Genomic DNA, 24363 nt, shown 5'->3' on the forward strand with positions numbered 1-24363 from the left:
GAAAACGACCGCCATATCCTGACAAATAGAAATGTAACCCCTCGTCTTCAGCCGGCTTTATACTGTGGGAAAGCACGAATAAATGACGGGGAGGTTTGAAAAAGATATGAAAAAATCAATAAAGCGGGCAACGGCTGCGCTTGTTGCGGGAGCGGTGTTCGGGTCCTTATTGTACGCCGGTCCGACGGTGGCTGCAAATCTGTCCGACGGGAGCGCGACGGTCGGAGCGGCGGCTGCGAATCCGTCCGATGGAGGGGCGGCGGCCGGCGCGGCTGTCGCCGCCAAATCGGTGCGCAAAGTGGATCGAATGACCGATTGGGCCAGCAATTACCGGTATATGGATTTTGACGGAATGGCGCAACGCTTGGACGAATTGTTGTTCGCTTTTGCAGCAAATCCGGAATACGTGCCAGTCGATAAGACGGAATCCTTTATGCCGATCGGCTATTGGGACGACACCAACCGCAACGGATACGGCCGAATGTTCGGTTTCCCCTCGTATATCGGCCATATAAACGGCTCGGGAGAAAATACGATGTCGCCGGGATCACAAGAGGCGATTTCGACGCTGGCGCTGCTGCTGTCCGGCATGCTCGCAGGTATCGACAAGACCAATCAGTACGGCTACAATTTGGCGGAAATGGCAAACGGCTTTCACAATACCGCAAACGGCGAAAATATGGTGTTGAACCGAACGAATACGTCAACCGGCCAAAGCTTCTGGTATGAGCTGTATCCGCAGTTGCTGTACATACAGATTTACGAGACGGCCAAGCGCCAATACGGGCAGGATATCCCTTCGATGCGCAACATCATTGTGCAAGGAGCGGAAAAATGGCTCGAAGCATTGCCGAATTTTAAAAACAGCAGCGGCAAGCTGTCGTTTGACTTCACATCCTATAATATGAAAACGGGTGAGCCGGTCCGCAACGGAAGGTGGACGGAACCGCCTGGCGGGGCGCTGGCGTACATTTTCTATTCGGCTTATGAGGCGACAGGCCAGCAGAAGTATTTGGACGCCATGACGTTGGTTATGGATGAGCTAAATGCAAGCGGTATCAATCCCAACTATGAGGTAACCCAGGATTACAGTCCGTTGATGGCGGCCGTCATGAACTTCCGATTTGGCCTAAATTACAATATCGATAAAATGATCAACTGGCTGTTCGACGGGGACAGCGATGTCCGCACGACTTGGGGCGTCATGGAAGGCGAATGGGGCGGATATCAGGCCGATGGTCTTGTCGGCGCGGGAAGCGACGGCGGCGGATTCGGTTTCCTTATGAATACCTATCATCTCGGCTCGGCGCTTGCGCCGCTTGCCAAATACGATCCCCGTTATTCCGACGCTGTCGGCAAATGGTTTCTGAGCGCTTCCAACAGCGTGCGGCTTATGTATCCGAACGAACTGCCGGCTGCCAATCAGTCGCATGGAGGCGCGTTCGAGCATGATCCGGACGGCGTTATTGGTTACGAGGGCGTTCGGCGTACGGTAAACGACGTTTCGCCGTTCGCTACGGGAGATCCGGTCAGCAATGGCTGGGGACAGACCAACTATGGCATATACGGTTCGTCGCTGATCGGCGTGTTTGCGGCGATTATTGATCCGACCAGCGTAGAGCGCATTTTGCGTCTCGATCTGAATGCAACCGATTATTATCGCGAGTCGGGCACTTTCCCGCAATATTTATATTATAATCCGTACCCGGAGGCGAGAAGCGTGTCAATCGAACTGGACGGTCCGTCTAAGCTATTCGATGCCGCTTCCAAAACAACGCTTGCCGCCAATGTATCGGGCAATTACAATTTGACGATTCCTGCGTTGTCTTCGTTGAACGTTATTGTGCTGCCGGCCGAGGCGGACATTCGCCATGTCGGGGCAAGCTGGATGGTCGGAGCGCGGACGATTGCCAAGGACGCGATCGGGGTCAGCATTTTGTCGCCGTCCGTTCAACGCCAGCATATAACGGCGGATGCGGTTGAACTGCAGCTGGAGCTGACTGGCAGCGACAACGCCGAGATGGAAATTGCCGTAGGCGATACCCTGCTATATTCCGGCCCGTTTGTGGCCGACTATACGCTGGATACGACCCGGATGGCCAACGGAATTTCGGATGTAGCCGTAACGGTAAAAGAGAACGGGCTAAGCGACACGGCCAATATCAAGCTCGAGATCAGCCGTCCCGATGAAGCGAACGTCATCTATGAGGCATCCGCGGCCGATGCGCTGCAGTATACGCCGGTAGCGGCGATGCCGGCAGCGGTAACGGATAGCGGCGAAGGTTACACGCTTATTACGGAAACGAACGAGGATGGCGACTGGGGCGCGGTGCAATCCGAAACGATCGAAGTCGATTTCTCCCGCCGGCCGTATCTGGAGCTGGATACGAATCAGCCCGACCCCTATTATACCGTTCAGATCAAGTTCGAGGATGAGCAATGGGGCAAATATGTGCTGTCGAACGGAATGAATGCCGGTAAAAAGCTGATCGATCTAAAAAACGCGCTTGCTTCGTTCGGCGACAAGGAGCGAACGGGTCCCACGCAGCTTCGCGTCTATCTGATGGCGAACGGCAAGGAAGGAGCTTCGTTTGGACTGAAGTCGCTTAAGCTGTTCTATGATGATCCGCCGGCCGTGGCCGCCGATGTTGTCTTCGATGCGATGGATATCGCAAGCTTTGCGTCGGGCGAATCGCCCGGCACGGCAACGCTGATCGGCAAAAAAGCGATTATGGAGAACCGAACCGACAACGAGGGTTACGGGGGCGTTCAGTCCGGCGCGTTTACGCTTGATTTTGCGAAAAATCCAACTCTGGCGATCGATATTGCGGAAGTAGGCGAAGGAAACACGTATACGCTCAAGCTGCTGTTTGGCGGCTCTTCCTACTATATCTACGCGAACCGAACGGCTACCGGCATACAAACAATCAATCTGCCACAGGGCATTCTGGACTATCAAAATCAGGCGCCGACCGGCTCCGGCGAAGCAAGGCTGGAGTTGTGGGCTACCGACAAAAAAGGCGCTTATTTTATCGTCGATTCGCTTGAGGTTGTTTATGAGGACGAAACGACGGCTTATGCGGCGGACAAAGCGACGATCGAGACGTTCGAATCTTCTTCTGCGCCAGGGAAGATCGGCTATATTAATGCAGCGGCGCGCGTGACGGAAAATCATCCCGACGGCGACTATGGCACGGTTCGGTCGACTCCGTTCCTGCTCGACTTCGACAAGCCGATTCGGCTTGCGATCGATGTGGCGCAAACAACGGCCAGATGGACGCTGCAATTGAAGTTCGAAGGCGACGAACATCCGAAATATTTGGTGGCGGACCGCACAACAACCGGGGTTACGGAGGTAGACGCGGCGACTATGCTGCGCCAATATGACGCCTCGTTCGACAAAACGGGCTTGCAGCGGACGACGCTGTATGTGATGGCAAACGGAGCGGAGGGCGCTTCCGTCGATGTAAAGGGCATTTCCTTGCAGCATGGGCAGTCGGAAAGTTATGCCATTAAGCTTGACAAGAAGCTGGTCGAATTGACGACAGGCGGGTCGGCGCAAGCGGCCGCAACGCTGGAGGGCGGCGACATCGGCGCCGCTGTGCGATGGAGCTCCTCCGATGAGACCGTGGCGATGGTCGATCAAAGCGGACGCATCACGGCAATCGGCAACGGCACGGCCGTAATCGACGCCGAACGCAGCGATCAACCGGGAGTAAAGGCGACGATTACGGTTGCCGTTCGCCCGGAGCGCGCCGTTGCCGTCACGGCCGAAGCGCCGCAATCCGCGCTTGCCGTCGGCAGCCGGCTAACGCTGCTGCCGGTCGTATCGCCGGCTAACGCGATCAATGACAAGTGGATTTTCCGTTCCTCGAATCCATCGGTCGCTCAGGTCAGTCCGGATGGCATCGTTAGCGTAACCGGAGCGGGCAAAGCGGTTATCGATATCCGGACAGAGGATCATTACGCGGGCATAAGCGTCGAGGTGACCGGATATACGCCCGGTGGCGCGGGCAATGTCGGAAACGGCAGCGGCACCGGCGGCGGAGCGGATGGCGACGAGGCCGCCGCGTACAACGGCGAATGGACAGAAGGCCGCTTTGTGGCGGAGCTTCTCCCGGACGGCGTGACTCAGGCTGTGGAAAAAGCCGCAGCGGAACAAGGCGGCGCGGCGCGAATCGAGCTGAAGATGGCCGAATCGGACTTGGCTGCGGCAAACGGTTTTTCGGTGACGATTCCGGAGCGCATATGGAAAGACGATATGTGGCAAGAAGCGGGCGTCCGACACTTGCTGCTGGCGAGTCCGCTGGGCGATATTCAATTAAGCATCGAAGATGTGCTTGAGCTTTATCGCGATCGTACGGGAACGTTGGAGCTGAAGCTGTGGAAAGCCGCTGCCGGACAGCTTCCGGGACCTGTGAGCGAAGCGGCGGACGGACGTCAGGTGTATGTGTTCGCCGCAACCTTGGATGGACGGGAGCTCTCGGACGATGCATGGCTCGCGTTAGTTACTTTGCCGATCGCCGGTGCCGATGCGGTTGTAAATGAGCTGTCGGCAGCCGGCATCGAACGAGCCAATCCGTTGTCGGGGCGGACGACGGGAGGCATAAGCTTTATCGTCGGCGGAAAGGTTTATGTAGTGCTGGCACCGCTGTCGACTAATCCTTATGGCGATACCGCTTCGCATTGGGCGGCGGACAGCATTGCTCTGGCTACGGCCAGAGGCATAATGCAAGGCCTGGGCGGCGGCAAGTTCGCGCCGGATCAAGGCATGACACGGGCGATGGCGGTGCGCTTGTTGGCCAATCTGGAACGAACGCTGCCTGGTCCGGCCGGACAGTTGCCGTTTGCGGATACGGAGGATGGCGCCTGGTACGCTTCGGCTGTCGGCTGGGCTAACGAAGCGGGAATTGCCGCCGGAACGGGCAACGGGAAGTTTGAGCCAAACCGATTGGTGACGCGCCAGGAGATGGCCGTGCTGCTGCTGCGTTACGCGCAATACGCCGGGTTGAAGCTTCCGGCTGCGGCTGGCGCACCCGATACGTTTGCCGACGCGGCGAACATACGCCCATGGGCGGCGGAGGCGGTGCAGACGCTGCATCATGCCGGCATCATTCGAGGCAAGGAAGGCAACCGCTTCGCGCCTGGCGACCATTTGACGCGGGCGCAGGCAGCCGCGCTGATGCAGGAGTGGGTCCGCTATATGCTCCAAGCTTGGGGCGCGAACGGACAGGATTGAATATCAATAACCGAAGCAGGGTGGTGAATGGATTATGAATCTCGCTGATCGCAAAGCGGAAATGAAAGAGCATTACGAAGCGTCGCTGGCCATGAATGTGGGCGATCACGCTTGGCTGTCCACCCTCTATTTTTCGGGGGCGTATGAGGAAGAGCCGGACTGGGCGATCGGTCCGTTCGTCAAGGAAGAACGGATGACCTTCCGACTGGGGCGGCAATGGCGCGATCCTTACGATTTCGGCTGGAAAAGCGGCTTTCTATTTAATCCGAGCCTGATCGAGCGCGACGGCAAGCTGTATATGTTCTATCGGGCCGCGCCCAAGAAAGAAGCGACCGGCTCGCGGATTGGCCTGGCCGTCTACGAGGAGGGAGCGGGATGGAGCGATTGTCAGCATAATCCCATCATCTATCCGACGAGGGACAATGAACTGCTCGGCTGCGAAGATCCGAAGGTATATGAGGCCGACGGGAAATATTATATGTTCTACAACGGAGTATGGCCGGTGAACGAAGAGCAGGCGGCAAGCGTTCGGGAATCAATGGGGTACGAGGTGCAAGTCGGCTGCGATATCAACATGGCGGTGTCGGACGATCTGCTACACTGGGAGAAAAGAGGCGTCGTGGTACCGCATGCCGTCTCGCAATATTGGGCGAAAGGCGCGGTCATCCCTCGCGATCCCAGTGGCAGGGCCGTGCGCATCGATGGCCGCTATATGATGTTTCTGAGCGAAGGCTGCGGCGGGCGCCAGCATGTCGGATACTCCGACGATATGTTGAATTGGCAGTTCGAGCCGCAAACCTATCTGGACACGTCCGCATACGGCAAGCTGTACGAATTGGCTTGCATATCCGCAGACCGCAGCCCAGGCGACGAGCGGCTGGTGATGGATTTTTATTATCGGGACGGAGACGGTCGCAATGCGGCGGGGCAGGCGTTGTATGCACGGCGCGAACCGTTCCGGCAACTGTCGCTGAACAAAGGCGGTACTCTCGCGTGGGGCGGGCTGATCCAATATCGCGGCAGATGGCTGTTTGCCCAAGGCTGGGATGCGGAGAACGGCGACAATGAGATGTATTTCTATAGCGCCGTTGTACGATAAGCGTATTTCCACGAAGTAGTGCTGCAAGGTCTGAAAGTCTCCGCTCCGAATGTCATCCGGATGCGGAGACTTTTTGTACCACATAAGAATTTATAAGTTTTCGGCTTGCCGGAAACCAAATACTTATTGGCGATAAAAACTACCATAAACCGCGGTCGCTCATCTTCGAAGTACTTCATAGAGTTTTTCTCATATAAAAACCCTCCATTCGAATCAAAAAATAACGTATCGCAATTTCTTCCGTCGCTTTAAAATGAAAGGAGGCGAGAGAGCAGCGAAAGGAAGAGATAGAATGGATGTCAGACGTTTGCTGCAATGGCTGTGGCCGGATACGCTGAAGGGCAGATTGAGCATTTTGCTTATTTTCGTGACTATTACGCCTATTGTGCTGATCGGGATCACTTCTTATTTCTGGTTTTATCAGGTTCAGATGGAGAAAATCAATGCCAGCTACGAGACGGTGCTGCGCAGCGAGCGGGACGCGCTGGAGAAGGCGTTCGACAATCTGGCGAGCGTCTCGCAGTTGCTGGCTGCCGACGGAGGATTGGGCGACGACATTGCGTTGTATATGCAAAGCGAAGATCCGCTCGAAAAGACCAAGCGTTTCCGTTCGATCGATCGTTCGCTTACGAACATCATTTATTCCAACCCCTCGATCCATTCGTTGTTTGTCTATTTCGAGGAGCATTATAAAACGATTCAGTTCGAGTCGGCTCCATTAAAGCATCGTTTCATGATCGCAGCGATGGATGATATGCCGTTTGTGCCGCTGTTTCAGGCCAACCAGTTGACCTATAACAGCCCTCACCCGACGGTGCTTCATAATTCCGACAAAACGGTGCTGTCGTTGCTGCGGCCGATTTCCTACGGCAGCGGTCAAACTTATTACGTCTATCTGGAGACGGAATGGGGACAGCTTGTCCCGCCCGCGGGAGATGGTGCCCAAACCGACGATGTCTACCATTTGCTGGTCGGCAACGACGGCGCGATCCGCTACAGCAATTTGCCGCTTGAGCTGCGCGAAGGGGCAAAACTGGACGATGAGCGCGTCGCTTTGCGCGCCTACAAGTCATTTTCCATGACCGGCAAGAACGGATGGGAGCTGGTATCCCTGGTAAAGCGGAGCGTGTATGAGAAGGAGGTTCAGCAATGGCGCATCCTGTACGTCATTATGTCCTGTCTGTCGCTGGTGCTGACCGTCGGCGCGGTTTCGTATATTTGGAGGATGGTGTACCGTCCGCTTCAGACGATGAACAAGGCGATGAACCGCTTCAGCCATGACGGCAACCACTTGCAAAAGCTGCACACCCGCTTGACGGAGTTTGAAGTGATCTATTCCAGCTTCAGGGATATGAGCCGCCGAATCGTTGAACTGATTACCGAGGTCGAGCTGAAGGAAAAACGGAAGGGCGAGCTGGAGGTGGAAAAACTCATTTCCCAGATTAATCCTCATTTCCTGCACAACACGTTGAATACGATTCAATGGCTGGCGCTGGAGAAGGGGCAACGCGAAATTTACGATCTGGTAAAGGTGTTTACGCGGGTGCTGCAATACAATTTGGGCAAAAGAAGCATGATCGTGAAAATCCGCGAGGAGCTTGCCGCGTTAAACGACTATATCGAGCTGCAAAATATTCGTTACGATCATCGTTTCAAGGTCGATTCCACCGTGGATTCGGATATTGCCGAGGTGCCGATTCCAAGATTCGTGCTGCAGCCGATCGTGGAAAATGCGTTGTACCATGGCATAAGCAGCGAGCAAGGCCGCATTACGGTCAAGCTGAAACGAATGACCGGGCGCTATATCCAGATTACGGTCGCCGACAGCGGGCAGGGCATGAGTCCGGACACCGTGGCCGCTTTACTCAAGGGGGAAGGAGGCAAGTCGACCGGCATTGGCATCGGACTGAACTACGTGCAGAAAATGCTGGACGTCCATTACGGCGACGCGGCTTCGATGAGCATCGACAGCCGGATCGGCGAGGGGACGACCGTCACGATTATGATTCCGGACAGCGTGAAAGGGGAGGAAGAACATGATCAAGGTATTGCTCGTGGATGACGAACCGTTGGTGCGCAGAGGCATACGCAGTATTATGCCGTTGTCCGATTTCGGCATGGAATGGGCCGGGGAGGCGTCCACGGCCGAGGAAGCGCTGAAGGCGCTGGATGCCGGGGGAATCGATCTGGTGCTGACCGATATTTCGATGCCGGGCATGGACGGGCTTGCTTTTATTCGAAAAATGCAGACGGACCATCCGTCCGTCCGTTCCGTTGTCATTACCTGTCATCAGGATTTTGATTATTTGCAGCAGGCGCTGCGGCTTGGAGCCGTCGACTATATCGTCAAAACGCAGCTCGATGACGATTCTGTCCACGATCTGCTGGGGCGTATCTCCCGCCATGTCGAACGGCACGCCGAGGCGGAGCGGACCGAGCTGGACCCAAGCATTCGCAAGCGGCTGGCTGAGCGTTGGAGCTCGCTGCACTTTGTAGCGCGCGAGGAATTGTACGAGGCGTTGTCGGCGGATACTTTGCGCGTGTTCGACGCCGCATCATGGAAGGAATTATTAACGTATTGCACAAGCGGCGAATGGCAAAGGTTCTGCCCGCTGCTGGCTCCGGAGATCGACCGCGCAAGCGCGCAGCTGGGGACATTGCACTCCATACCGGAGCTGCTCGAGTGGGTGGAGCTGTTTCGCGACGCCGCCATGCACCGGTTATGCCTGACGATGTATTCGGAGCAGGTCATCGCCTCGATTATGCAGGCGATCGATTTGTTGCGCGGCGCGGAAGACGGCAGATGGAGCCAGTCCGACATTTGCAAGCAGGTCGGGATGAGCGTCAGCTACTTCAGCAAATGCTTCAAGGAAATTGTCGGCGTATCTTTTGTCTATTATGTGCAGGAGATGAATTTGCGGCATGCGCAGTTGCTGCTGGAGGCAACCAATCTGCCGATCTATGAGGTGGCGGATAAATCGGGGTTCAGCGACGAGAAATATTTCGGCAAAATATTCCGTACAAAGCTGGGCTGCTCGCCGAGCGAATATAGGCTTCAAAGCCGAAGCAAGCGGTGAGCGGCGACGGGCGCACGGCATGCGGGAATATGCAACGAGGAAATCGGACGATCGGCACGTTTTTTTATGTGCGGAATGTCCGGTTTTTTTGTTGCGGAGGTTGTACGCAATAAATTTATCCGCCCAATGCGGCAAAAGGGCATGTAACGCCTGGCGGCGGCGCGGCGCTACAATATAGACATAGAGACGGAACCGGAATGAGCCGGGAGGAGGGGTAGCAACGATGAAAGTAAACGTACATCGCGCCGAGATCAATCCGATTATAGCGCCCGAGCATGTAAAGCCATCGCGATCCGATATGGAGGTCATCGGCGTTTTCAACGCCGGGGCGGCGAAGCTGGGAGACGAGGTTATCCTGCTGCTGCGCGTGGCAGAACGTCCTGTGCCGAACGACCCGGAGGCGTATTTGACGCCAATCTGGCGCCATGAGACGGGAACGCTGGACATCTTGCGCATCGAACGAACGGAGGATGCGGATTTCTCCGACCCGCGCGTTATTCGGACGCCGTACCAGAACTATTTGACTTCGATCTCCCATTTGCGCGTTGCTCGCAGTTTGGACGGCTACAACTTCCGGATCGACGAACAGCCGACTGTGCTGCCGGAGACGGAATACGAAACGTTCGGTATCGAGGACCCGCGCATTACCGAGCTGGAGGACGGTTATTACATTACCTACAGCGCCATTTCGCCATCCGGCATTGTAGTGCCGCTGTTGTATACGCGAGACTTCGAGTCGTTTGAACGCAGAGGCATCCTGTTCCATCCCGACAACAAGGATGTCACTTTGTTTCCCGAGCGTATCGGCGGCCGCTATTACGCGCTGCATCGCCCGTCAAGCTCCCACTACGCGAAGCCGGACATCTGGATCGCCGATTCAGACGATCTGCTGCGCTGGGGCAATCATCGGCGCATACTCGGCGTTAGGGAAGGCTGCTGGGACGGCGGCCGCATCGGGGCAAGCGCGGTGCCGTTCAGGACGGAGCGCGGCTGGCTGGAGCTGTATCACGGCGCGGACGGGGACAACCGCTATGCGGTAGGGGCCGTGCTGCTCGATGCGGAGCGGCCATGGCAAGTGCTTGCCCGCTCGTCCCTTCCGATTATGGAGCCGGAGGCGGCTTTCGAAAGGGACGGTTTTTTCGCCAATGTCGTGTTTCCGTGCGGAGCGCTCGTGGAGGGGGATACGATCAGGCTGTATTACGGCGCCGCCGATCGTTCCGTCGGTTGTGCCGAGATCAGCCTGCGGCAAGTGCTGGCGTCGCTTGAGGGGGAAGAGGCATGAGCAGGAAAATAAAATCGGCCGGATTGCGAGATCTGATTTACAACCGCTATTTGTACGCATTGGCCGTTCCGGCTGTACTGTTCAGCATCATTTTCGCTTATTTGCCGATGATCGGCGTATCGATCGCGTTTATGGATTTTAATCCGCTCAAGGGCATATTCGGCAGCGAGTGGATCGGGCTTGACAATTTCCGCTTTTTTTTCCGGGGCCAGGCATGGATCCAAATTACTTTAAATACGGTGCTGTACAACCTTTCGTTTATTGTGACCGGCACGCTGATGTCGCTGACGCTCGCGATTATGCTGACGGAGCTTGGTCGCAACTGGCTCGTGCGAACGATGCAGTCGCTCATGATTTTGCCCAATTTTATTTCGTGGCCGATCATCGGTTTGTTTTCCGTAGCTTTTTTTACTGCGGATACGGGAGTCATCAACAGTTTGCTTGTCAAGCTTGGCTGGGAGACGATCGCTTTCTATACCGATCCGGAAGTTTGGCCGCCGATTCTGGTGCTGATGAATTTGTGGAAGACGGCCGGCTTCGGAGCGATTGTTTATATGGCAGCCATTGTGGGCATCGACAAGGAGTTGTACGAGGCGGCCAGAATCGACGGCGCTTCGCGTCTCTCCTGCATCTTCCGCATTACGCTGCCGCTATTGCGGAGCACTGTCGTGCTGCTGTTCCTGCTCAGCATGGGCAATATTTTCGGCGGCAATCTGGACATGATCTATTCGCTGGTGGGCGACAACACCTTCCTGTTCCGAACGACGGATACGATCGATACGTATGTGTTCCGCGCGCTGCGAACCTCCGGCTCGATGGGGATGACGCAGGCCATTGCGCTCTATCAATCGGTGGTCGGCTTCGTGCTGGTCATTGTCGCGAACAAGGTCGCGTCGCGGCTTGACAAGGATTCCGCATTATTTTAGGAGGGAAGGCTGCATGAAAAATTCCAGGCAAGACCGCGTCATGTCCGTGTTGTTCTATCTGTTTACCGCCTGTTTTGCCGCAGCGTGCCTGTACCCGTTCTGGCTGGTGCTGTCAAGCTCGGCTACGGCGGAAGTGACGCTGCTGCGCGACGGTTACCGGCTATTCCCGGAACAATATTCGCTGGCGGCTTACAAGGCGATTTTCTCGTCTTCCACCATCCCGGACGCCTATCTCATTACGATATTTATTACGTTGGCCGGAACGGCGCTCAGCTTGCTCGTCACCAGCATGGCGGCATACGCCTTGTCCGGGCGCAGACTGCGCTTTGCGCCGCATATATCGCTGTTTTTCTACTTTACGATGTTGTTTAGCGGCGGCATGGTATCGAGTTATATTCTGATCACCAAATATCTCCATCTGGGCAATTCCATCTGGGTATATATATTGCCGGCGCTATTGTCGCCGTGGAATATGTTCCTGATGCGCAACTTCTTTAACGACATTCCGAAGGAACTGTTCGAATCGGCAAAGCTGGAGGGCGCGGGCGAGACGGTGATCCTGCGGTCGATCGTATTGCCGCTATCGCTGCCGGCACTGGCGACGATCGGCTTGTTCTACGCCCTTGGCTACTGGTCCAGCTGGATGCCGGCGATGCTGTACATCGATGATACCAAACTATTTTCGCTGCAATACATCATTATGCAAATTATTCGCAACGTCGATATGGCGCAAAATATTGCGGTAGCCGGCGCGCAATCGACCGCTCAGATCGTTCCGGCTTATACGGTGCGGCTGGCAACGGCCATCGTGACGGTTGGGCCTATCATCTTCTTGTATCCGTTCTTGCAGCGTTATTTTGTGGGCGGACTGAAGGTAGGCGCCATCAAAGGCTAAATCCGGCGTTTGCGCCGGTTGGCATACAGCATTACGATATAAAACGGGAGGGTTCACACATGAAACGATGGGGAAAGCAAGGATCGATGCTTTTGTTGTCATTGTGCATGGTTTCAACCATGCTGGCAGCGTGCAGCGGCAAAGACAATAACAACGGCAATAACGGCGGTAATAAAGGTCAGGTCGAGGCGACGCAGACTCCGGCCGCGGGAGAAGAGCAAGGCTCGAAGACGCCTGAACCGGCAACTCTGAACATCATGTTATGGGGCGACAAGCCCAAGCAATTCGATCAGGTCGTCGCCGAATTCGAACGCAGAACGAAGGATACATTGAACCTGAAGCTGAACTTTACATTTACGCCGCAGGCCGATTACGTCAACAAGCTGAAGCTGAAGCTGTCGGCCGGCGAGCAGGTCGATATCGCGTTCGACGCGCCATGGATGAACATGAACACCTTTATTGCGCAGGATAACTATACGAATCTGGATCAATATTTCAACAACGATCAATACCCGGGCCTGAAAAAAGCGTTTGGCGAAGGTTTCCTCGACAATAACCGGTTTGTCGGAGCGGATGGCAATCTGCATGTGTACGGCGTGCCTCTGGGTCAATATTTGGGCGATCTTGGCGCGATCTACTATCGCAAGGATCTGGCCGAGAATTACGGCATAGGCGAGCTGTCGACCTATGAGGATTTGCTGGCCTTTTTCGACAAGGTGACCGAAAACGATAAAGGCATGATTCCGTTCGTGATCAAAAACGACGGAAATTATGGCGCGGTAGCGACGATCGAGGTCAACAAACCGGCGCCGGTGAAATACGAGAAGGGGCTATGGCCCATCACGCTTGGACCGAATGTGGACGGCACCGTCCTGATTCAGGACAACAAGGTTGTGACGGCCACCATTAAAGGCGAAAAGCAGGAAGCGATCGCATCGTTCCCGGAGCCGTTCAATCAGGCGGACTACAGCATTTTGGAGACGGTTCGCGAATGGCATGAAAAGGGCTACATCGAGAAGGAGCCGATCGTGCGCAAAGACGCCAGCGGAACGTTCTCGGCGGGAAGAGCGGCGGCGATGATGGAGGGATTGTCCAATCTCGACAATATCAAAGCGCAGCTTGCGGCAGGCGTGCCTTCGGCCGAACTGGGCGTATTCCTGACGGCCCAAGCGGCTCGCGACAAGGTGCAGCCGAATCCCGGATATATTTCCGACTTCCGGGTATGGAACTTCCTGGCGATTCCGAAAACGTCGGTCAACGCCGACCGGGCCATGTCGTTTATAAACTGGCTGTTCGAAAGCCAGGATAATCACGACCTGTTCGAACTGGGCATCGAAGGCACGCATTGGGAGGCGATCGGAGACGACAAATTCAAATATCCGGATGGCGTCGATCTGAGCCAAAACTATGTGTTCCCCGGTTACATGCTGACATGGAACCCGAATTACATTCGCCTGTCGGAAAATGTGCCGGACAATCTGGTTGACTCGTTCCGCTACCTTGCCGACGAAAAAACGTATGTCCGCTCCGCGCTGGCCGGCTTTGCCTTTAATCAGGAACCGGTCAAAAACGAGCTGGCCAATCCCGATTTTGGCACCATTTCATCCGATGAGCTGGCCTACAAGCTTGGCATGGTGCCCAATCCCGCAGAGGGCTTGACGAAGCTGCAGCAGAAATGGGAAGCGAACGGCAGACTGCAGGCCGATATTGCCAAAATCAAGGAAGAACTGATCCGCCAAACGCAAGAGTTCCTGGATCAGCAGGCGGCGCAGAAATAGGCGGCATGAGATCGTGGGGGGCGGCGGAACCGCTCCCCTTGAAGGAGGCATGTGGATGATACGCAAAGTGAAGCAAATGCCGGATATGCCGCAGCCCTATGCGATGCGGAACTGGAAGCAGGTAGCGACAGCCTATGATCGGCTTGTGTTCGATGCCGAAGCAACCGGCGATTTTTTCCCGCTTGTATGGCGCGACGATACGCCAGGCGGAACGGGCAAGCCGGCTTTCGGCTTGCCTTCTTATTTGGGCGGCCGACGCGGCGAGAACGCACACGAAGCGATTAACACGGCGACTGCCGTGCTTGGCGCCACGTTGTGCGGGATCGACAAGTCGAATCAAAATGGCGTCAATTGGGTGGAGATGCTGGAATGTTATTATGGCGGGGAGCAGGCGCCTCCTCTGTTCCTGAATCGGAGAAACGGCCGCGCGGGATCGACCTTCTGGTACGAGATTTATCCTCATGCGTTAATGTATGCGTTAACCGATCTATATCCCGACACGGGCAATCTGGACATGATGATGCGCAGCACGGCGGATCAATGGCTGGAAGCTTGCAACAAGCTGACGGGAGAAGACGGCGTGCCCGACTTTGATCATCTGTCCTTCGATTTCGATACCGGCAAGCCGGTGGACAACGGCCGCTGGCGCGAGCCGGATGCCGCCGCCGGGGTTGCCTGGCTGCTCTATATGGCGTACAAGCGTTGGAACGACGGCGGCTATCTGGACGGAGCGCGGCGTTGCCTTGCCTTCCTGGAGCGGCGCGGCGCCAATCCGTTTTATGAGGTGCTGCTGCCCTTCGGCGCTTGCGTGGCTGCGCGGATGAACGCCGAGCTGGGCGATGCCCATTCGGTAGACAAATTGGTCAACTGGGTGTTCGACGGCGACAGCGAATGCCGGCCCGGCTGGGGTGTCATTGCCGACAATTGGGGCGGCTACGATTGTTACGGGCTGGCCGGGAGCATCACCGATTGGGGGCAGCGTTGGGATGCCGAAGGGGCGGGGCCATGGAAGCCGTTCGACGGCGAGCGGAGCGGCTACGCCTTTACCGCCAACACCTTTGCGCTCGCTTGGCCGCTTGTGCCGCTCGTTCGCTACGACAGCAGATTTGCGCCGGATATCGGCAAATGGATGCTGAATGCGGCGAGTGCGGCCAGGCTGTTTTACCCTGGAGCGCATTCCGGCAAAGCCCAGTCATGCGCGTTCTATAAGCCTGATGCGGATGATGTCATCGCGTACGAAGGCTTGCGCAAATGGTGGGATCACCAAAGCCCTTATGCGACAGGAGATCCGATCCGCTACAGCTGGGGGGCGATCGATCTTGGACTTTACGGCTCCTCCCACGTCGGCATTTTTGGCGGCATGATCGAACAGACCGATGTGGAAGGCATACTGCAACTGGATTGCCTGAGGACCGACTTTTTCCGCGAGGCGGCGCATCCGACTTATTTGTATTATAATCCGCACGACGAGGAGCAGGCGGTTACGATCGATGGAGGCGGAAACGACTTTGGCGCTGTCTACGACGCTTATGCGCATAGACTGGCGACGCTGCGGAGCAGCAAGCTCATCGTGCCGGCTCGTTCGGCGGTGCTCGCCGTCCTGCTCCCCGAAGGGGCGGATGTCGAGGAGTCGGACGGCAAACGGCATTGCAACGGGATTGTCATTGACTACAACACGCGGGCGTAGCCCTGCATTGACGGAGGTTGGATTGTTTATGCTTCAGATTCATCATCATCCGCAAACATGCGGTCAACTGCTGGAGTCCTATAGGGGCGGCAGAGAGTCGGCGACAGGGGCGAAGCTTCGGTTCGAAGGCGTGGACGGCAGAGATGTTTACAATATTACCGCCGCATTCGCGGACGATGGCGCTCCGGTGCTGGCCGGCCGCGTCGAAGCGCGCGACACGGAGTTTTCCTGCGTCAAGTTTTTCCGTCGGAAAGAAGGAGGGGGGCAGGAGGACGGCAGCTGGCAGGTCGATGAAACTTTGCCTGAAATGGCTTTGCAGGACCCTTTTTATACGCGTATTGGAGAGGAACTGGTTTTTGGCGGCGTCCGCGTCATCGAGGATGAACAAAATCCGGGCAAAATCGAGTCGTGGGAAACGGTATTTTCTCGCGGTGCGAGCGTTGCCGATTTGCAGCCGTTTCTGGTTGGGCCGAGCCATATGAAGGATATCCGGATGGTTCAGCTTGCGGACGGCGCGATCGGCGTATTTACCCGTCCGCAAGGGGAGAAAGGCGGCAGAGGGAAAATCGGCTTTTTCAAGGCGGCTTCGCTCGAAGCCGTTACGCAAGCGGATATTTCCGAAGCGCCGTTGCTTGAAGGCATGTTTATCGACGAGGAATGGGGCGGAGCCAACGAAGCTCATCTGTTGGCGAACGGGCTGATCGGCGTGCTCGGGCATATCGCCTGGTTTGACGAAGACGGTTACCGGCATTATTACGCGATGACGTTTGCGCTTAATCCCGATACGCTGGAACGCACTCCGCTCAAGCTGGTTGCCGAACGTTCCGATTTTCCGGATGGACCGGCCAAACGCGGCGATTTGCAGGATGTCATTTTTAGCGGCGGCCTGATTCGCAACGGCAACGGATGGGCGGATTTGTATGTCGGCGCCAGCGACGCCGAGGCCTATGTGATTGCCGTTCCCGATCCGCTGCTGGAGTACGAAGGACTATAACCGACCGACCTTAAATGTCATTTCTGTGTGGATGTAAAGGTCAAGCTTCTAAGCATACGCGTACCAGACGCGCACGGAAGACTTGAAGGTCAACACCCCAGGTTCGATCTCCGTAGCTGCATCCCCTGCGGGGAAGGACGCGGCTTTAAACAGAACAGGCTCGAAGCCGCGTCCCGGCGTTTCCTCGATCTTGCAAGGCACGGCGGAGAGAGAGACGCCAATCGTGTCGGCGATAACGCGAGCTTTGGCGCCAGCATCGCGGACGGCCATAGTCAGCGCTTCTTGCCTGGCGGCGGCGGAGCCTTTGGACCTGAACGACACATTGGTGACGGTGTTCGCGCCATGCGAGACCGCCGCATCGATGACGGTTCCCGCATTCTCCGTGCCGGGAAGCGTAATCTCGAGCAGATGCGTAACTTTGTAGCCGCGGAACTGCTGTTTTCCATCGACATAATCGTATTGCGGTTCAATGGTGAATGCCGCCGTCGCTATCGCCTGCCTGGGAATGCCGAGCGCCGTCAGCGCTCCGATAATGGACGAAATGGCAGCGGCATTCTCCTTCTGCAGCTCCGCCAGCTTATCGCCTTCACTGATGACGCCCAGCGTTACGCTCGTCTCGTCGGGCTTCGCCGTCGCGGCCCCTTCTCCCGTCACTTCGATTGTTAATGGACATGCTCCGTTATGTTGTTCGTTCATCTCTATTATCCCTCCCGAGTTCGCTCTCTACATAAATATGATGATGCCTTAAGCAATTAGACGAATAAGACCCGCGGGAAGTTCCAGATGTGATCTCCTTCCCGAGACCGAATTAACAACCCTTCCCAAGGATAGCGATGAACCAACCTCAAGGCCGTTACTTGAAGGTCTATTTTTCTGTAAATTTGAGGAAAAACGAAGTGAGGTTGTTGACCGTGACGAATCATGGAGTCATAAGCTGGTTCAGACAAGAAAAAGGAATGCTCGCGACGGGGCTGTTGGGTTTAGTTTTGGCAATCGCATGTGCGTGCTGGGCACTGATTGCGGGGCCCGAACGACCGCCGGAAGGCGATTTGTGGAAGGCGTTTTCCTTTAACGCCGCGCTTGGAGTCTTTCTCATATCGACGGCCGCTATTATGCCGCTTTCGGGAATGAAACGAAAAACTTTGGCATTCTTTCGCATGACGTACATCGCGCTCGCTTTATATTCCTATTTCGTGGAAACGGTGCAGAACGTTCGCGGATTGAATCCGCGGTTTCCCGTTAACGGAACAACCTTCGACGAAATCGCGGCGGGGATTTTCACGTTAGTCGCGCTGCTCCTCGTCGTTTTTTATGTCATATTCGCGGTCGGCTATTGGAGGAGAAGCGCATACGGCAGAAATCCCGAGCTAGTCCTGGGGATACGGTATGCGATGTTATCGGTTATGGTGTCCTTTGCGGGCGGCATTGCCATCTCCGTAAACAGCAGCAGATTCTTGGGCGCGGAAGGCAATCTGATCTGGCTGCATGGTTTGGGCTTTCATGCGATTCAGGCACTGCCGTTTATTGCCTGGCTGGCCGCCGGAACGATGTACGCGCACGCCAGTCGCCGCATGTTGGTTCATATATCCGGCATTGCGTTTTTCCTCGGCTTGATGGCGATGGGATGGCAGACGCTGCTTGGCCGCGGGCTGCTGGAATGGTCGGCGCTGCCGCTGACCGCGGCCGCCTGCTTTATTCTCGTCACCGCAGCAGGGATGCGGTCCTTGCTTGCAAATCTTGCGTCCGGCGACAGAGAGAAGAACAGAGGCATTTCTGCTTAATCATCGAATTTACAAAACCTCCACTTTAGCGTGTTGTCCTCTAACGCTATAATGGTTTCCAAGAAGCAAGGCCGGCGCAGGCTTTGCTGTATGGGAGGCACAGAGGATGTCGGGTAGAGGAAAGAGACTGCTGGAGCTGTTCGCCGCTTCTTTGAAGCTGGGATTAACGTCGTTTGGCGGACCGGTTGCTCATTTGGGTTATTTTCGAGAAGAGTACGTGAATCGGCGAAAGTGGCTGGACGATGGGAGTTACGCGGACATGGTCGCGTTGGCCCAGTTCCTGCCGGGACCTGCCAGCAGCCAAGTCGGCATTGGCATCGGTATTATGCGCGGCGGCCTGTTGGGCGGTCTGATTTCGTTCCTTGGCTTCACGCTGCCGTCCGCAGTTGCTCTTGCTCTGTTTGCTCTGCTGTTAGAGGGAATGGGCATTATCGATGCCGGCCCACTGCATGGCCTCAAGCTCGTAGCGGTCGCCGTAGTGGCGCATGCGGTATGGGGAATGGGGCAAAAGCTGGCGGCGGGACGCGCGCGCATGACGCTTGCGCTGGCGGCGGCCATCGCTGCCTTGTTATGGGAGGCCGTGTACGGCCAGGCAGTCGTCATCGTGTTGTCCGCCGTGCTGGGATTGTGGCTGTTTCGGGAGCGGGAGCACGGGGCTGAAAGCGCCCAGTCAGGCAAGGGAGCCACAAGTTTTGGCTCGTTGCCGCTTAAAGGCGCCGATAGCGGCTCGGCTGCGACGGTTGTCGCTGGCGCGGGCAGCCATCCAGGACTTTCGCGTAGAACGGGCGCCATTTGTTTACTTATATTCTTTCTGTTTCTTGTGCTAATGCCTGTCGCAAAGGAGCTGACCGCAAATCATTGGCTGGCGCTGATGGAGGGTTATTACCGCTCGGGCTCGCTCGTATTCGGCGGCGGCCATGTCGTGTTGCCGCTGCTGGAGCGGGAGGTCGTGCCGGTGGGGTTGGTGACCCAGGAGCAGTTCCTCGCGGGCTACAGCGCGGCGCAGGCGGTCCCGGGCCCGCTGTTTACGTTCGCGGCTTACCTTGGCGCTGTATCGGATGGTGCAATGGGTGCGATAGCGGCTACCGCGGCCATTTTCCTTCCCGCCTACCTCCTGATGGCAGGCGTAATGCCGTTCTGGCATAGTCTTCGCCAGCGGCCAAACGTTAAGCGGGCGCTGGCGGGGGCGAACGCCGCCGTCGTCGGCATTTTGCTGGCGGCTTTGTACGATCCCGTCTGGACCAGCGCGGTAACCTCCGCCGCCGACTTCGCGCTTGCGGCGGCGCTGTTTATTCTCTTAACCTATTGGAAGCTGCCGCCTTGGGCCGTCGTAATCATCGGAGCGCTGGGGGGCGTTTTGCTAACTAGTTTCTATACGTAACCGTTCCTGACGACAGATTGTCGTCGTCATGCCGAGAAGCCGTCCGGTTGCATCCTCCCGAAGGGTGCTGCCGAACGGCTTGTTTGCATGGCAGGCATTGCACTTCTCGCGCCGACATCTTATCATGGAATAGCTCCCGTTTTTAATGGAGCAACTTGAGGACTTGTCGATTTTGCCTTAGGCTGGCCGATAGACGCATGGAAAGGAAGAACGTACGATGGCACAACATTTGCCCCCGAGATGGAGTACCAAGTCGATATTGGTATTCTCGATTATTATGCTTGTCAAAAGCTACCTTACTTGGACCGTCCTGTTCGAGAACAGCTCGTTCAAGACGGTGTGGCTGAAAGAGCTGCCTATTATTCTCATTATATTCTGCATCATCGAATGGTTTTCGACCAAACGCAAATTGCTTATGTACCTGATCGTCAATCTTCTGATAACGGTTCTGTTTTTTACTCTCATCGTGTACTACAGACATTTCGGAATCATTCCCACTTATCATGTTCTAGAGCAGGCCGATCAGGTCGGAGCGGTAAAAAAAAGCATCTTTTCCGTCATCCATCCGAAATATCTGCTTATTTATATGGATATTCTCATCCTTGCTTATGTCTTGCTGCGCCGCCGTATTGCCGTAGGCTGGAAACGCGCGTTGTCCGCGAGAACGAGCCGCAAGACGGTGGCCGCCGTATTTACCATCTCGCTGTTCGCTTGTTTGTTTAATATTCTTCCACACACGGAAAGTATTAACGAAACCGTGCAGGCGGAGCAAATGGGCATCCTCAATTACGAAGCCTTCAGTCTTCTGGATAACGATGAGGAGACGCCTGTAGAGAAAGAGCTGATCACTCAATCATCGATTTATGATTTAAAAGGCATAACGGAATCGGAATCGCCTGTCCTGTTCGGCAGCGCGAAGGGAAAAAACGTGATTATCGTGCAGATGGAATCGTTCCAGAACTTCCTGATCGATCTAAAGATCGACGGGCAAGAAATTACGCCCGTCATGAACGCTCTTGCCCATGGAAACTACTATTTCCCCAGGTTCTATCAGCAGGTCGGACAAGGCAATACGTCGGATGCGGAGTTTGTCGTCAACACTTCGTACTATGTTCCGCCTGACGGACCCGCCACGCAGATTTATGCCAAGAAGGAGCTTCCCAGCATGGCAAGACTGCTGGAGTCGCACGGCTATGACACCGCTACGTTCCATACAAACGACGTGGATTTCTGGAATCGCGAGGATTTGTACCAAGGGCTAGGTTTTAATCGCTATTACGACAAGGAGTTTTTCGGCGAAGGGAACGACGAGCTATGGTTCGGTCCTTCAGACGAGGTGTTGTACGACAAGACCGCGGAGGAGCTGCAGCGCATGGATGCAGGCCCGGATCCGTTCTACGCGCATGTGATCTCGATGTCCGCGCATAACCCGTTCTCGCTGCCCGAAGAGAAGCAGAAGATGGTTTTGCCGGAGCGTTACGAGGGGACTTACGTCGGAGATTATATTCAATCCCAAAACTATGCGGATTATTGCTTGGGCATTTTCCTCGAGGATTTGCGGGAGCGGGGGCTGCTGGAGGACAGTCTGCTCCTGTTCTACGGGGATCATCGCGGACTTCCGGTTTTCTCTCTTGACGAGGAGGACCGTGTGCTGCTGGAGGGAATTTTCGGCGGAACCTACGTCGAACGCGATATGATCAACGTGCCGTTCATTATCGCGGGAGAGGGCGTCACGACGCCGGCCGAGTTCCGGCAGCTTGGCGGACAGGTGGATATTTTGCCGACGCTGGCCAACCTGCTTGGCTTATCCATGAATGAGCAGATCCATTTCGGGCAGGACTTGCTGAACCAGAAACACTATAATCTGCTGCCTCAGCGTTATTATTTGCCGACAGGCTCGTTCGTCAACAACGAGGAGCTGTTCCTGCCGGGGAGCGGGTTCGAGGACGGCAAACATTATACGTTGTCCGGGGGCGATAGCACCGAAGCGTCGGCTTCGACGGAAGACGAGTTCAACCGCGCGCTGGAGCTGCTTCATCTATCGGACAGCTACGTGAGCCAGTTGCCGGACCGTGCGGAACAGGATAACGGGGAAGACTGACGGAAGCCAGTCCTCCCGGCCGCCGGCAGAGCTGAATTGCGCTCGGATAAGCCCTATTTATTTCTGCGTCCATTTGCGTTAATATGAACTTAATATTATTTTTTATGCAACTATTTGATAGGGAAAGCCGTCGTTAATAGACGGTTTTTGTTTTGTACCCGAGCGGTCGTGTGCAGTCCGGTTCATTTAAGGGAGAGTGGGCAAGTGAATACAGTATTGAATGTCTACCGGAAGTCGCCGTTCTGGGCAAGCTTCGTTCTGATCATGTTAAAGATGGTATTGTTCCGGCAATTTACGTTCGGCGAGTTTGCCGTATCGGGATTGCTTACGGATGCCGCGGCAGTGCTGACGTTGATTTGCTTGGTGGAGTTAATGACGACAAGCAGATGGAAGCCTGTTGTCTTTGGCGTATTCAACGGAGTATTGTCGCTCCTGCTATTCGCCTGCTGCGTCTATTTCTCCTTTTTCGGGAGCATTCCGACCTACACGGCGCTGCATGGTCTGGATCAGGTTGGACAAGTAAAGGATAGCGTGGAATCGGCGATCCATGTAAAATTTTATGTCCTGTTTGTCGATTTGGCGTTACTTATTGGATTATGGCTGGCAACTTTGCGCAGCAGAGGAAAACGGGAAAAGAGCCGTCCGGCGGCCAAGCCGCTTTATATGGCAATCGGAATGGCGATCGCCATTGCGGCATCCTTCCTTTATATTCGCATGGATCTGGACATTCCGAACGAGCTTGTGCAATCGAAGCGGCTAGGCGTGCTCAATTATCAAGTGGCTACGGCCATTAACGAGAGCAGGCTCAACAGCGCGATCAAGGACGGATCTGTGGCGGTGACGCAAGAGGCGCTGTCCCAATTGGAGCAGGGCCATGCCGGGGGAGGCAAAGTGCCGGCGGGCACCAGCAGCTATTTTGGCGTGGCCAAAGATATGAACGTGATCGTCATTCAACTGGAGTCGTTCCAGGATTTGATGATAGGTCTTGAAGTGGACGGTCAGGAAGTGACGCCGGTCTTGAACGACCTGATTGGCGAAGGAGCCTTTTATTTCCCTAACGTATTCCAGCAAAATGGTCAGGGCAATACCTCGGACTCCGAGTTCATCGCCAATACAGGGGTATACGCGACCGGCTCCGTTGCCATGTCCAAGGGCTTCGGAGACCGCGAGGTTCCCAGCATGCCGCGTCTTTTGGGAGAGCGCAACTACGTGTCGAATACGTTCCATGTCAACGATGTGACATTTTGGGACCGGATCAATATGTATCCTGCCCTTGGGTTTACGACGTATTACGACAGGCCTTATTTCATTGATGATAAATTCAACGCTCTCGGCGCCTCCGACGGGGAGATGTATCGTGTTGGTCTGGAAAAGCTGACGGAGCTGCACGAGAAAAATCAGCCTTTCTACGCACAGTTCGTCACGACCTCCAGCCATCATCCGTTCTGGATACCCGGGAAATTTCTTAACATCCAAGTGCCGCAGCGCCTGCATGGTACCCAGCTGGGCCATTATATCACGGCGATTAACTATACGGACAAGGCGATAGGCGAGCTGATCGAAGGGCTGAAGGAGAACGGCATGTGGGACAATACGGTCATTATGCTGTATGGCGACCACTACGGCCTGCAGGTCAAGGAAAACGATCCCGCTTGGGTCGAAGAAGTGCTTGGCGTCAAATATGACGACCGGATCAGCCGTTTCAACGTGCCATTTATCATTCGGGTTCCCGGTGCGGAAGGCAAAACGATAGAGCAAGTGGGCGGTCATGTCGACATGATGCCGACGCTGGCTAACCTGATGGGCATTGATTTGAAGGCCGAAAACTTTACTTTCTTTGGCAAGGACTTGATCAACGCGACAAGCAATGTCGTTGGCATGCGGTATTATATGCCGACGGGGACGTTTTTTAATGACGACATCATGTTTGTGCCGGGAGAAGGCTTTGATGATGGAGAAGCTTTCGATCTGAAGACATTTGAGAAGATAACAGATTTTAGCCAGTATCGAAGCGATTATGATTACGTGCTGGAATTAATGCGCTTGTCGGATGGTTATGTGAAGCTTCTTCCGAAACGCGCGCCATAGTCTGTAAATAATGGAATGATACGACAGTTAACGAC

At 55.4% G+C, this 24363-nt stretch carries 15 protein-coding genes; 14 read left to right on the top strand and 1 reads right to left on the bottom strand.

Translation table 11 applies throughout. From position 1 onward, the window contains the following. Positions 1 to 106 precede the first annotated feature (106 nt). The 10 genes from H7F31_RS09065 (at position 107) to H7F31_RS09110 (ending at position 16977) form a co-directional block, all read left to right on the top strand. Complete coding sequence (locus H7F31_RS09065) at positions 107 to 5239, top strand: S-layer homology domain-containing protein (protein ID WP_187103880.1); 5133 nt, start codon at positions 107 to 109, stop codon at positions 5237 to 5239. 34 nt (positions 5240 to 5273) lie between these two features. Continuing rightward, entirely contained in the window at positions 5274 to 6338 is a 1065-nt protein-coding gene (locus H7F31_RS09070) for a glycoside hydrolase family 130 protein (RefSeq protein WP_187103881.1), read from the top strand. Positions 6339 to 6630: 292 nt separating this feature from the next. Beyond that, positions 6631 to 8400 carry a sensor histidine kinase gene (locus tag H7F31_RS09075; protein WP_187103882.1) on the top strand — a complete coding sequence of 590 codons (1770 nt, stop codon included), beginning with the start codon at positions 6631 to 6633 and terminating at the stop codon, positions 8398 to 8400. After that, positions 8375 to 9415: a response regulator gene (locus tag H7F31_RS09080; protein ID WP_187103883.1), complete on the top strand. Its 1041-nt coding sequence runs from the start codon at positions 8375 to 8377 to the stop codon at positions 9413 to 9415. Before H7F31_RS09075 ends, H7F31_RS09080 begins: the two co-directional genes overlap by 26 nt. Positions 9416 to 9638: 223 nt before the next feature. Further along, positions 9639 to 10697: a glycoside hydrolase family 130 protein gene (locus tag H7F31_RS09085; RefSeq protein ID WP_187103884.1), complete on the top strand. Its 1059-nt coding sequence runs from the start codon at positions 9639 to 9641 to the stop codon at positions 10695 to 10697. After that, positions 10694 to 11623: an ABC transporter permease gene (locus H7F31_RS09090; RefSeq protein ID WP_187103885.1), complete on the top strand. Its 930-nt coding sequence runs from the start codon at positions 10694 to 10696 to the stop codon at positions 11621 to 11623. The genes H7F31_RS09085 and H7F31_RS09090 overlap by 4 nt, the downstream gene beginning before the upstream one ends. Before the next feature lie 13 nt (positions 11624 to 11636). Further along, entirely contained in the window at positions 11637 to 12518 is an 882-nt protein-coding gene (locus tag H7F31_RS09095) for a carbohydrate ABC transporter permease (protein WP_187103886.1), read from the top strand. Positions 12519 to 12577: 59 nt separating this feature from the next. Continuing rightward, positions 12578 to 14296 carry an extracellular solute-binding protein gene (locus H7F31_RS09100; protein WP_187103887.1) on the top strand — a complete coding sequence of 573 codons (1719 nt, stop codon included), beginning with the start codon at positions 12578 to 12580 and terminating at the stop codon, positions 14294 to 14296. 55 nt (positions 14297 to 14351) lie between these two features. After that, the gene (locus tag H7F31_RS09105; RefSeq protein ID WP_187103888.1) at positions 14352 to 15983 is read left to right on the top strand and encodes a hypothetical protein; all 1632 of its coding nucleotides are present in this window, start codon (positions 14352 to 14354) and stop codon (positions 15981 to 15983) included. 28 nt (positions 15984 to 16011) lie between these two features. Beyond that, the gene (locus H7F31_RS09110) at positions 16012 to 16977 is read left to right on the top strand and encodes a DUF1861 family protein (protein WP_187103889.1); all 966 of its coding nucleotides are present in this window, start codon (positions 16012 to 16014) and stop codon (positions 16975 to 16977) included. Between the two features lie 48 nt (positions 16978 to 17025). On the opposite strand, the gene H7F31_RS09115 is transcribed toward H7F31_RS09110, so the two are convergent. Further along, positions 17026 to 17673: an SIMPL domain-containing protein gene (locus H7F31_RS09115; RefSeq protein ID WP_187103890.1), complete on the bottom strand. Its 648-nt coding sequence runs from the start codon at positions 17671 to 17673 to the stop codon at positions 17026 to 17028. 215 nt (positions 17674 to 17888) lie between these two features. On the opposite strand from H7F31_RS09115, the gene H7F31_RS09120 reads away from it, so the two are divergent. From H7F31_RS09120 to H7F31_RS09135, 4 genes are all read left to right on the top strand, one after another. Beyond that, positions 17889 to 18758, top strand: coding sequence for a hypothetical protein (locus tag H7F31_RS09120; RefSeq protein ID WP_187103891.1), 870 nt, complete (start codon positions 17889 to 17891; stop codon positions 18756 to 18758). A 106-nt stretch (positions 18759 to 18864) separates the two neighbouring features. Then, positions 18865 to 20139, top strand: coding sequence for a chromate efflux transporter (chrA, locus tag H7F31_RS09125; protein ID WP_187103892.1), 1275 nt, complete (start codon positions 18865 to 18867; stop codon positions 20137 to 20139). A gap of 217 nt (positions 20140 to 20356) precedes the next feature. After that, the gene (locus H7F31_RS09130; RefSeq protein ID WP_187103893.1) at positions 20357 to 22240 is read left to right on the top strand and encodes an LTA synthase family protein; all 1884 of its coding nucleotides are present in this window, start codon (positions 20357 to 20359) and stop codon (positions 22238 to 22240) included. A gap of 204 nt (positions 22241 to 22444) precedes the next feature. Next, on the top strand, positions 22445 to 24328 hold the full coding sequence (locus H7F31_RS09135) for an LTA synthase family protein (RefSeq protein ID WP_261800360.1): 1884 nt from the start codon (positions 22445 to 22447) through the stop codon (positions 24326 to 24328). The last annotated feature ends 35 nt before the right edge of the window (positions 24329 to 24363 follow it).

Source organism: Paenibacillus sp. PAMC21692, from assembly GCF_014303795.1.
Classification (GTDB): domain Bacteria; phylum Bacillota; class Bacilli; order Paenibacillales; family Paenibacillaceae; genus Pristimantibacillus; species Pristimantibacillus agaridevorans.

What these genes read in the sequence shown, in the direction of transcription:
- H7F31_RS09065 (WP_187103880.1), top strand. Translation starts at nt 107, where the DNA reads ATGAAAAAATCAATAAAGCGGGCAACGGCTGCGCTTGTTGCGGGAGCG.
- H7F31_RS09070 (WP_187103881.1), top strand. Translation starts at nt 5,274, where the DNA reads ATGAATCTCGCTGATCGCAAAGCGGAAATGAAAGAGCATTACGAAGCG.
- H7F31_RS09075 (WP_187103882.1), top strand. Translation starts at nt 6,631, where the DNA reads ATGGATGTCAGACGTTTGCTGCAATGGCTGTGGCCGGATACGCTGAAG.
- H7F31_RS09080 (WP_187103883.1), top strand. Translation starts at nt 8,375, where the DNA reads ATGATCAAGGTATTGCTCGTGGATGACGAACCGTTGGTGCGCAGAGGC.
- H7F31_RS09085 (WP_187103884.1), top strand. Translation starts at nt 9,639, where the DNA reads ATGAAAGTAAACGTACATCGCGCCGAGATCAATCCGATTATAGCGCCC.
- H7F31_RS09090 (WP_187103885.1), top strand. Translation starts at nt 10,694, where the DNA reads ATGAGCAGGAAAATAAAATCGGCCGGATTGCGAGATCTGATTTACAAC.
- H7F31_RS09095 (WP_187103886.1), top strand. Translation starts at nt 11,637, where the DNA reads ATGAAAAATTCCAGGCAAGACCGCGTCATGTCCGTGTTGTTCTATCTG.
- H7F31_RS09100 (WP_187103887.1), top strand. Translation starts at nt 12,578, where the DNA reads ATGAAACGATGGGGAAAGCAAGGATCGATGCTTTTGTTGTCATTGTGC.
- H7F31_RS09105 (WP_187103888.1), top strand. Translation starts at nt 14,352, where the DNA reads ATGATACGCAAAGTGAAGCAAATGCCGGATATGCCGCAGCCCTATGCG.
- H7F31_RS09110 (WP_187103889.1), top strand. Translation starts at nt 16,012, where the DNA reads ATGCTTCAGATTCATCATCATCCGCAAACATGCGGTCAACTGCTGGAG.
- H7F31_RS09115 (WP_187103890.1), bottom strand. Translation starts at nt 17,673, where the DNA reads ATGAACGAACAACATAACGGAGCATGTCCATTAACAATCGAAGTGACG.
- chrA (WP_187103892.1), top strand. Translation starts at nt 18,865, where the DNA reads ATGTCGGGTAGAGGAAAGAGACTGCTGGAGCTGTTCGCCGCTTCTTTG.
- H7F31_RS09130 (WP_187103893.1), top strand. Translation starts at nt 20,357, where the DNA reads ATGGCACAACATTTGCCCCCGAGATGGAGTACCAAGTCGATATTGGTA.